This window comes from Achromobacter sp. UBA2119, assembly GCF_002331005.1.
GTDB lineage: Bacteria > Pseudomonadota > Gammaproteobacteria > Burkholderiales > Burkholderiaceae_B > Achromobacter > Achromobacter animicus.
In genome coordinates, this window is the sequence record NZ_DCYD01000020.1 from 45372 (window position 1) to 55160 (window position 9789).

The 9789-nt window shown below is 66.3% G+C and carries 7 protein-coding genes and 1 pseudogene; 2 read left to right on the plus strand and 6 right to left on the minus strand.

Annotation, left to right across the window (positions count from 1 at the left end):
- The first annotated feature begins 48 nt into the window (after positions 1 to 48).
- Entirely contained in the window at positions 49 to 960 is a 912-nt protein-coding gene (locus B3098_RS27405) for a LysR family transcriptional regulator (RefSeq protein ID WP_175121665.1), read from the plus strand.
- A gap of 72 nt (positions 961 to 1032) precedes the next feature.
- On the opposite strand, the gene ntrC is transcribed toward B3098_RS27405, so the two are convergent.
- The 5 genes from ntrC to rdgB all read right to left on the minus strand — a co-directional run bounded on the left by ntrC (position 1033) and on the right by rdgB (position 7265).
- Entirely contained in the window at positions 1033 to 2538 is a 1506-nt protein-coding gene (gene ntrC, locus B3098_RS27410; protein WP_279973953.1) for a nitrogen regulation protein NR(I), read from the minus strand.
- The gene (gene glnL / locus B3098_RS27415) at positions 2538 to 3602 is read right to left on the minus strand and encodes a nitrogen regulation protein NR(II) (RefSeq protein WP_056560977.1); all 1065 of its coding nucleotides are present in this window, start codon (positions 3600 to 3602) and stop codon (positions 2538 to 2540) included. The genes ntrC and glnL overlap by 1 nt, the downstream gene beginning before the upstream one ends.
- Positions 3603 to 3789: 187 nt before the next feature.
- On the minus strand, positions 3790 to 5202 hold the full coding sequence (gene glnA / locus B3098_RS27420; RefSeq protein ID WP_175136605.1) for a type I glutamate--ammonia ligase: 1413 nt from the start codon (positions 5200 to 5202) through the stop codon (positions 3790 to 3792).
- 183 nt (positions 5203 to 5385) lie between these two features.
- On the minus strand, positions 5386 to 6606 hold the full coding sequence (gene hemW / locus B3098_RS27425; RefSeq protein ID WP_286900335.1) for a radical SAM family heme chaperone HemW: 1221 nt from the start codon (positions 6604 to 6606) through the stop codon (positions 5386 to 5388).
- A 35-nt stretch (positions 6607 to 6641) separates the two neighbouring features.
- The gene (gene rdgB, locus B3098_RS27430) at positions 6642 to 7265 is read right to left on the minus strand and encodes an RdgB/HAM1 family non-canonical purine NTP pyrophosphatase (RefSeq protein ID WP_286900336.1); all 624 of its coding nucleotides are present in this window, start codon (positions 7263 to 7265) and stop codon (positions 6642 to 6644) included.
- Between the two features lie 202 nt (positions 7266 to 7467).
- On the opposite strand from rdgB, the pseudogene B3098_RS27435 reads away from it, so the two are divergent.
- Positions 7468 to 9288 (plus strand): annotated as a pseudogene (locus B3098_RS27435) (EAL domain-containing protein); the annotation flags it as partial.
- Here the strand turns inward: B3098_RS27435 and B3098_RS27440 are convergent.
- Positions 9190 to 9789: methyl-accepting chemotaxis protein (locus B3098_RS27440; protein ID WP_286900339.1), on the minus strand; the 600-nt coding region annotated here is incomplete at its 5' end. The pseudogene B3098_RS27435 and the gene B3098_RS27440 overlap by 99 nt on opposite strands.

Sequence of the window (9789 nt, forward strand, 5' to 3'; positions counted from 1 at the left end):
TGATGACTTCGTTCAAATTATTTGAATACCCACATTTCGCGCTCTGACATGCAGCCCATCACCCCGGAACTTCTTGTCCTTGTCGACGCGATCGCACGCCACGGCAGCTTTGCCAAGGCGGCGCGCGAACTGGGCAAGGTGCCCTCCGCCGTCACCTACTCCATCCGCAAGCTCGAAGACGGCTTGGACGTGCTGCTGTTCGACCGCTCGGGGCACCGCGCGCTGCTGACCCCGGCGGGCGAAGCGCTGCTCAAGGATGGGCGGCATCTGTTGCAATCGCTGGACGAGCTGGCCAGCCGGGTCAAGCGCATTGCCACGGGATGGGAAGTGCAACTGCGCATCGCCGTCAGTGCCGTGATTCCGTGGCGGCCCATCTACGACCTGATCGACGAATTCCATGCGGTGGGCAGCGCCACGACGCTGCGCTTTAGCACGGAAGTGCTGAGCGGCAACTGGGATGCCTTGACCTCCGGCCGCGCCGACCTGGTGATCGGCGCGGGCGCGGCGGGCGAACCCACGGGCCCGTATCGTTCACAAGCGATCGGCGTGATGCAGTTCGGATTCTGCGTGGCGGCGAATCACCCGCTGGCCTCCTTGCCGCAGCCGCTCAGCCGCGCGGACATCACGCGTTACTGCGCCGTGGTGATTGCCGATACCTCGCGCAACCTGCCCGTGCAGTCTCGCGGCATCCTGTCGGAGCAGCCGACGCTGGTGATGCCGTCGATGCAGGCCAAGATCGACGCGCAGGTGCGCGGCCTGGGCTGCGGCTATCTGCCGCTGACGCTGGCCGCGCCTTACCTTGCGCAAGGGTTGCTGGTGGTGTGCGAAACGGATGAAGGCATGTCCCTGACGGAACACGTGGCGTACGCGTGGCGGGCGGAGCCGCCCGGCGAGGCCATGAAGTGGTGGCTGCAGAAACTGAAGTCGCCGCGCCTGTGCGAAAGCCTGCTCGGCTTGTAGGCCGGCCCGAGCCCACATGCGCTCGGGTCCGGCGTCCGGAACCGGCCCACTGCCGGGCCGGCGCCGGATCGGTTACTCGTCTTCGATACCCAGCTCGCGCAGCTTGCGCGTGATGGTGTTGCGGCCGATCCCCAGGCGCGAGGCGGCTTCCACGCGACGGCCCCGGCTGGCATCCAGCGCGCTTTGCAGCAGGATCTTCTCGAACTGGCGCGTCAGTGTCGCCATGACTGCGGGTTCGCCGCGCTCCAGCCGGTACTGCGCATCGCGCAGCAGCGAATCCTGCCAATTGCGCGGCGCGCCGTCCTCAGCCGGTTCCGCGGCGTAGGCGCCCGACTGCACCACCGTACCCACGCCAGCCGTCGGCGTCGCGGGCCGCATGGGCGCGGATCCGGGCTGCGGCTGATGTTCCATGGCCCGGATTTCAGGCGGCAGGTCGATACGATCCACCGTCTGGCCCGGCGCCATCACCGTCAGCCAGTGGCAGAAGTTTTCCAGCTGACGCACGTTGCCCGGGAAGTCGAACTTGGTCAGCACCGCCAGCGCCTCGGGCGTCAGCCGCTTGACGGGAACGCCCAGCGTGCGCGCACTGGCGGTCAGGAAGTGCTGGGCCAGCGCGGGAATATCCTCGACCCGCTCGCGCAGCGGCGGCAGCCGCAGGCGAATCACGTTCAGGCGGTGAAACAGGTCTTCGCGGAAGAGGCCCTGCTCGACCCGCTGCTCCAGCGGCTGGTGCGTGGCGGCCACGATGCGCACGTCCACGCGCACGGGCTGCGCGCCGCCGACGCGGTAAAAGCTGCCCTCGGCCAGCACGCGTAGCAGTCGCGTCTGCAACTCGATCGGCATGTCGCCGATTTCGTCCAGGAACAACGTGCCGCCGTGCGCCTCTTCGAAGCGGCCGCGGCGCAGATTGTTGGCGCCGGTGAACGCGCCGCGCTCGTGGCCGAACAGTTCGGCCTCCAGCAGATCGCGCGGGATGGCTGCGGCGTTCAGCGCCACGAACGGGCCGCTGGCGCGCACGCCGTGGCCGTGCAGCGCGCGGGCCACCAGTTCCTTGCCCGTGCCGGACTCGCCGGTGATCAGGACGGTGACCTTGGACTGCGCCAGCCGGCCGATCGCGCGAAAGACTTCCTGCATGGCGGTGGACGACGATTGCGTCATCATCCAGCGCTCGTTGTTCTGGGCCGCTTCCCCCTGCCCGTCCGGGCTTTCGGGTTGCGCCGATTCCTGCATGGCGCGCTGGATCAGCGCGACGGCCTCGTTCACGTCGAACGGCTTGGCCAGGTAATCGAACGCGCCGCCCTGGAAGGCGGAAACGGTGCTGTCCAGATCCGCAAACGCGGTCATCACGATGACGGGCAGACCGGGATGCCGCTCTTTCAGTTGGCGCAACAGCTCGAGGCCGTTGCCGCCGGGCATGCGGATATCCGACACCAGCGCCACGGGCGTTTCACGCGAAAGCGCCTCGAGCACGTCGGCCGATTGGGAAAAGCTGCGGGTGGGGACGCCAGCGCGGGCCAGGGCCTTTTCGAGGACCCAGCGGATGGCCTGGTCGTCGTCGACGATCCATACGGGTTTCATCAGTTTGCGGGCTCCATCGGGAGGACCAGGCGAAACTCGGTGCGCCCCGGTCGGGATTCAAATTCGATGATGCCGCCGTGCTGTTGCACGAAGTCCTGCGCCAGGCTCAAGCCCAGGCCGGTACCGCCAGCCCTGGCCGTGACCAGCGGGTGGAAGATGCGGTCACGGATGTGGTCCGGCACGCCCGGACCGTTGTCGATGATGGACAGCACGAGCGCCAGGCGGTGCTGCCGGTGCGCCAGCATGACCTGCCGCGCCACGCGGGTGCGCAGCGTCACCACGCCGGGTTCGGTCTGCGGGCCTTGCGGGCGCGCCACCAGTTCCTGCGCGGCGTTGCGCGCCACGTTGAGCACGGCCTGCATCAGGCGGGCGGCGTCGCCCTTCAGGTCCGGCACCGAGGCGTCGTAGTCGCGCTGGATCGTGACGTCGTTGCGGAACTCGGCCTGGATCAGCGCGCAGACGCGCTCGCAGATTTCATGGATGTTCACCGGCCGCGCATTGAGCGGCACACGTTGCGGGCCGCTCAAGCGGTCCACCAGCGCCTGCAGGCGGTCGGCTTCGGAAATGATGACCTGGGTGTATTCGGCCAGGGCTGCGCTGGGCAGCTCGGCTTCCAGCAGTTGCGCGGCGCCGCGCAGCCCGCCCAGGGGATTCTTGACTTCATGCGCCAGGTTGCGCAGCAGTTCGCGGTGGGCTTCGATCTCGTCCACCAGCCGGTGGTTGCGGTCGGCCAGCACGCGCTGCTCGATTTCGCGGGTCTCGATCAGCACCGGCCAACGCTGGCCGGTCAGTCCCACGGTGGTCACGGCGACTTCCACGGATTCGGCGGCGCGGCGCAACGAGGCTAGTTGCCTCACGTCGGCGTACCTGCCGCCCGCGGCGCGGTCGATGGATGACTGGATATTCTCGGGGTTGTCGAACAGGGTGGCGGCGGAATGCCCGCCCAGTTGCTTGCGCGAGCGGCCGAACAGGTCCTCGGCGGCGGCGTTGGCGTATTCGATGTGGCCGCGCTCGTTGACCAGGAAGACTGACGTGGCTAGCAGATCGAGAGCTTCAACATTCATTTTCAACGTACCCGAATGGACAGGGGAAAGCGGAACGCGTCCGCGACGGGCGCGCCAACCCGGCGCCCTGCCCGCCGGCGCGGGGCCGGGCGGGCAATTTCGTCGGGCGGCTACCTGGTGGTGCGCGTGGTGTAAGCCGTGCTTCTGCCTACCTCATCGCGCTCCCCCCAGCCACGGCCTCAAACCATCAGAGGCTGTAGTACATGTCGAATTCGACCGGGTGCGTCGTCATGCGCAGACGCGTCACATCGGCCATCTTCAGGTCGATGTAGGCGTTGATCATGTCGTTGCTGAACACGCCGCCACGGGTCAGGAACTCGCGATCCTTGTCCAGGGATTCCAGCGCTTCTTCCAGCGAGGCGCAGACGGTCGGGATCTTCGCGTCTTCTTCCGGCGGCAGGTCGTACAGGTTCTTGTCGGCCGGATCGCCCGGGTGGATCTTGTTCTGGACGCCGTCCAGGCCGGCCATCATCAGGGCCGAGAAAGCCAGGTACGGGTTGGCCAGGGGGTCCGGGAAGCGCGCTTCGACGCGGCGGCCCTTCGGGTTGCCGACGTACGGAATGCGGATCGAAGCCGAACGGTTGCGGGCCGAGTAGGCCAGCTTCACGGGCGCTTCGAAGTGCGGGACCAGACGCTTGTACGAGTTCGTGCCCGGGTTGGTGATGGCGTTCAGGGCCTTGGCGTGCTTGATGATGCCGCCGATGTAGTACAGGGCGAATTCGGACAGGCCGGCGTAGCCGTTGCCCGCGAACAGGTTCTGGCCGTCCTTCCAGATGGACTGGTGGACGTGCATGCCGGAGCCGTTGTCGCCAACGATGGGCTTGGGCATGAACGTGGCGGTCTTGCCGTAGGCATGGGCCACGTTGTGCACGACGTACTTGACGATCTGGGTCCAGTCGGCGCGCTGCACCAGCGTGCTGAACTTGGTGCCGATTTCGAGCTGGCCGGGAGCAGCCACTTCGTGGTGGTGCACTTCAACCGGCACGCCCATCTGTTCCATCAGCAGGCACATTTCCGAACGCATGTCCTGGAACGAATCGACCGGCGGAACGGGGAAGTAGCCGCCCTTCACGCCCGGACGGTGGCCGGTGTTGCCGCCTTCGAATTCCAGGCCGGTCGACCACGGGGCTTCTTCGGACTTGATCTTGACGAACGTGCCCGACATGTCGGTGTTCCAGGTCACGCCGTCGAACACGAAGAATTCGGGTTCCGGACCGAAGTAGGCGGTGTCGCCCAGGCCGGAGGACTTCAGGTAGGCTTCAGCGCGCTTGGCCAGCGAGCGCGGGTCACGGTCATAGCCCTTCAGGTCCGACGGTTCGACCACGTCGCACGACAGGATCAGGGTCGGCTCTTCGCGGAACGGATCCAGGTTGGCGGTGGCGCAGTCGGGGATGAGGAGCATGTCGGAGGCTTCGATGCCCTTCCAGCCCGGGATCGACGAACCGTCGAAAGCCTGCCCGCTTTCCAGCTTGTCTTCATCGATAGCGGTGGTGGGCACGGAAACGTGGTGCTCACGGCCAACCGTATCGGTAAAGCGGAAATCCACGAATTTCACTTCGTTATCGGCGATCTGTTTCAGGACGTCTTTCGGGCTTGCCATGTCATCTCCATTAGATAAAAGGGTCGAGGGCTTTGCCCGTCGACTGGCATAAAAGAGGGAAGCAATAAGCGTGCCAGGTTTAGCCCCGGTATTCCCGGGGGGAGGCACGTCAGTCTTGGGGCAATGTAGCACCATCGTGGTGCAAAAGATGGGGCATGATCGCCCCATCTTGGTGCTTGCACCTTACAGGAACATTTCCTGAAGGTCATTGAGGAAGCGCCAGCCCAGGGGCGTCGCGCGCAGGCGCGTGGGATCGGCGTCGAGCAGGCCCCGTTTCGAGGCTGCCTCCAATTGGTGCGCAATGACGGCAAGCGACAAACCGGTGCGTTCATTGAACGCCGTGGCCGCCACGCCGTCCTTCAGGCGCAGGGCGTTGAGCATGAACTCGAACGGCAGTTCGTCCGGCCCGACCTGCCGGCTCTCGGCCAGATGGCTGCCGTCGCGCGCCATGGCGGCCTGCATCCACGAATCCGGACTGCGCAGCCGCGCTTCGCGCACGATGCGGTCATGAAACGAGAGCTTGCCGTGCGCGCCGGGGCCGATGCCCAGGTAGTCTCCGAACTCCCAGTAATTCACGTTGTGGCGGCAGCGGGCGCCCGGTTTGGCGTAGGCCGATACCTCGTAGCGCGCAAGTCCCGCCGCCCTCAGCTCGGCTTCCACCGCGTCCTGCATGGCGGCGCTCGTGTCGTCGTCCGGCAAGTCTTCAGGCGGAAACTTCGCGAAGACCGTGTTCGGCTCCATCGTCAGGTGATACAGCGACAGGTGCTCGGTGCCGAACGAAATCGCCTGCCGCAGATCGGCCGTACAGGCCTCCAGCGTCTGGCCGGGCAAGGCGAACATCATGTCCAGATTGACGCGGGCCGCCGCCTGCTGCGCCATCTCGATGGCCGCGCGCGCCTGGTTGGCATCGTGAATGCGGCCCAGCTTCTTCAACTGCGCATCGTCAAAGCTCTGGATGCCCAGCGAAAACCGCGTGACGCCGCTGGCCGCATAGTCACGAAAGCGCCCCGCCTCGGCCGTGCCGGGGTTGGCTTCCATCGTGATTTCGGCATCAGGCCACAGGTTCAGGTACGCCCGCAGCATTGCCAGCAGCTCGTCCAGGCCGGCCGCCGACAACAGGCTGGGCGTGCCGCCGCCGATGAAGACGGAAATGACCTGCCTGCCCCAGATGGACGGCAGCGACTGCTCGAGGTCGCTGCGCAGCGCATCCAGATAGGCGCGTTCGGGAATCTCGCCCGGCGCGGCGTGCGAGTTGAAATCGCAGTACGGGCACTTGCGCACGCACCACGGCACGTGGACGTAGACCGACAGCGGCGGCAGGCTGGTCAGCGTGGCGCCCGCGGGAACAACGAGGCGCGACTTGGTCGCGCCCATATCGTTGCGGATGGGAATGGTGATGGACATGCGAAAAAATTCCTGGCGCCTTGGCGGCGCCGTGGTCAAGCGTGGCTCAGCTTGCTGAGCAGCTCGCGCAGCGCCCGGGCGCGATGGCTGACCCGGTTCTTTTCATCGGGATCCAGCGACGCGGCGGTCAGCGCCATGTCGGGCAGGTAGAAGTGCGGATCGTAGCCAAAGCCGTTGGCGCCTTCGGGCACGTCGATGATCTCGCCGTGCCACAGGCCTTCGCCGATCAGCGGGCGGGGGTCGTTCTCGGAACGCACCAGCGCCAGGACCGCCACATACCAGGCGCTGCGGTCGGCGACGGACGCCAGGTTGCGCATCAGCAGTGCGTTGTTGGCTGCATCGGACTTTTCGCCGCCGTTCATCTTGGCATAGCGCGCTGAATACACGCCGGGCGCGCCGTCCAGCGCGGCCACGCACAGGCCCGAGTCGTCCGCCAACGCGGGCAATCCGGTCAGGCGACTGGCATGGCGCGCCTTGGCCAGCGCGTTTTCGACGAACGTGACGTGCGGCTCATCGGCTTCCGGCACGCCGAGGTCGCCCTGCGGAACCAGCTCGATGCCCAGCGGCGCGAACAAGGCGGAAAACTCGCGCAGCTTGCCGGCGTTATTGGACGCCAGGACAACACGGCGCAGGGAGTCGGGAATCTTGGGGGAAGTCATAGGCCGGATTGTATAGGGCGGGGCCGGCGGCGGGCGGGCATCCCACGATATTGGCGTGGGTACCACGTACGTGAGATTTCGTTGTTGACACGGATGTAACAGCGACTGAAGATTGCACGTCACGACATGGCGCAACAACGCAGACATATTTTGTTGTCAATATGACCGATCTTGTCACTGATCGTATCTCAACGCCCCGGCGATGAACTCCATTCACGCTTTGCCACGGCCCGCCGCGGCCCGCGCTCCGCTCAATCCTCCCGGCGGCGCGCCCGCGCACGCCAGCCTGGCTGGCATTCTGCGCGAAAGATTATTGCGGCCGCGCTTCCAGCCTGTGGTCGACCTGTCGCACAGCCGCATCTACGGCCACGAAAGCCTCATCCGCGGTCCCGCCGACACCCCCCTGCACTTTCCCGACGCCCTGTTCGCCGAAGCGCGACGCCAGGGGCTGCACCCGCAGCTCGAACTGGCCAGCTTCCGCGCGGGCGCACGCGGATTCGAACAGAACGACGCTGCGGGCAAGCTGTTCCTGAACCTGTCCGGCTCCGCCCTGCTCCATTACTGGACCCTCTGGGGCCACGACATGCCCGGGCGGCTGCTCAAGGACTGCGCGCTGGAACCGGCCAGCATCGTCGTCGAACTGACCGAGCAGGATCCGCTGTCGGACCGCATGGGCGAACTGCACAACGCCTTTGCCTGCCTGCGCGAGGCCGGCATGCGCATCGCGCTCGACGACTATGGCGTCGGTAATTCCAACCTGCAGCTCTGGGCCGAAACCCAGCCCGAGCTGGTCAAGATCGACCGCTATTTCTTTGACGGCATCGGCCACGACGAGCGCAAACAGAACATGGTGCGCGCCATCCTGAAGGTGGCGCAGCACCTGGGCACGTCGGTCATCGCAGAAGGCATCGAAACCGCCGAGGACCTTGCCGTCGTGCGCGAGCTGGACATCCGCTACGCGCAGGGCTGGTTCCTGGGGATGCCCGACGAAACCCTGCTGACCGAACTGACCCCGCCCCTGCGCGACTCCCTGCGCTCGCGCACGTCGGCGCCGGTGTCGCAGCGCGCCGCCGGCGGCACAGCCGTCAGTCTGCGGGTCGAGGCCCCCGCCGCGCTCCTGACCAAGCACACCAACGATGACGTGCATCGCCTCTTCATCGAGCACAAGAACCTGCACGCCGTGGCGGTCGTCGACGCCGACAACCGGCCGGTCGGCATCATCAACCGGCGGGACTTCTCCGAACACTACGCGCAGCGCTACACGCGCGAGCTCTTCGGCCGCGACGCCTGCTCGACCTTCATGAACGCCAAGCCGGTGCTGGTGGACGTGAACGTGTCGATCGACCAGCTGAGTCACGTGCTGATTTCCGAGGACCAGCGCTACCTGATGGACGGGCTGATCATCACACGCGACGGCCGCTATGACGGCCTGGCCACGGGCGAAACCCTGGTGCGCTCGGTGACCGAGATGCGCATCGAGGCGGCGCGCTACGCCAATCCGCTGACGTCCCTGCCCGGCAATATCCCCATCAGCCGGCACATTGCCACGCTGCTGGAAGACGCCGCGGACTTCACGATCTGCTACGGGGATCTGAACAACTTCAAGCCCTTCAACGACGTCTACGGCTACTGGCGCGGCGACGACATGATCATGCTGACCGCCGACGTCATCAAACGCCATTGCGACCCGCAGCGCGATTTCGTGGGGCATGTGGGCGGTGACGACTTCGTGGTGCTGCTGCGCAGTCCGGACTGGATGACGCGCATCGAGCGCATCATTGCCGAATTCAACGAGGGCGCCATGGCCCTGTACGACGAACAGGGCCGCCGCAACGGGGGCATCGAGGCCGAAGACCGTTACGGCGTGCCTCGCTTCTTTCCGTTCGTGACGCTGGGCGTGGGCGCCCTGACCGTCACGCCCTCGTTATGCGAGCGCATCCGCCCTGAGGACATCGCCTCGGCGGCTGCCCATGTCAAGCACAAGGTCAAGCACGGCAACCTGTCGCTCGTGGCCGAACGCTACACGGGCGCCATCCTGCCGCAGCTCACCGGCTGAGGCTTCGCGCGCCGCCGCCTGCGCGCCCTCTGCAATCTGGAATTTGGCCACGGCCCGGCGCAGTCCCTGCGCCTGGGCTTCCAGCGCCGCCGCAGCGGCCGCCGTCTGTTCGACCATGGCGGCCGTTTCCTGCGTGGACCGCTCGATATCGGCCACCGCATCGTTGACCGAGGCAATGCCGGACGCCTGTTCGGCGGTGGCGCTGGAAATCTCATTCACGATCTGCGTCACACGGTCCACGGAAGCCACCATATCGCGCATGGTGTCGCCCGCCAGGTTCACATGACGTACGCCCGCATCCACGCGCGCGGCCGAGTCTTCGATCAGGCCCTTGATCTCGCGCGCCGCCTGGGCGCTGCGCTGCGCGAGCGACCGCACTTCCCCCGCCACGACGGCAAAGCCCTTGCCCTGCTCGCCCGCGCGCGCCGCTTCCACGGCCGCGTTGAGCGCCAGGATGTTGGTCTGGAA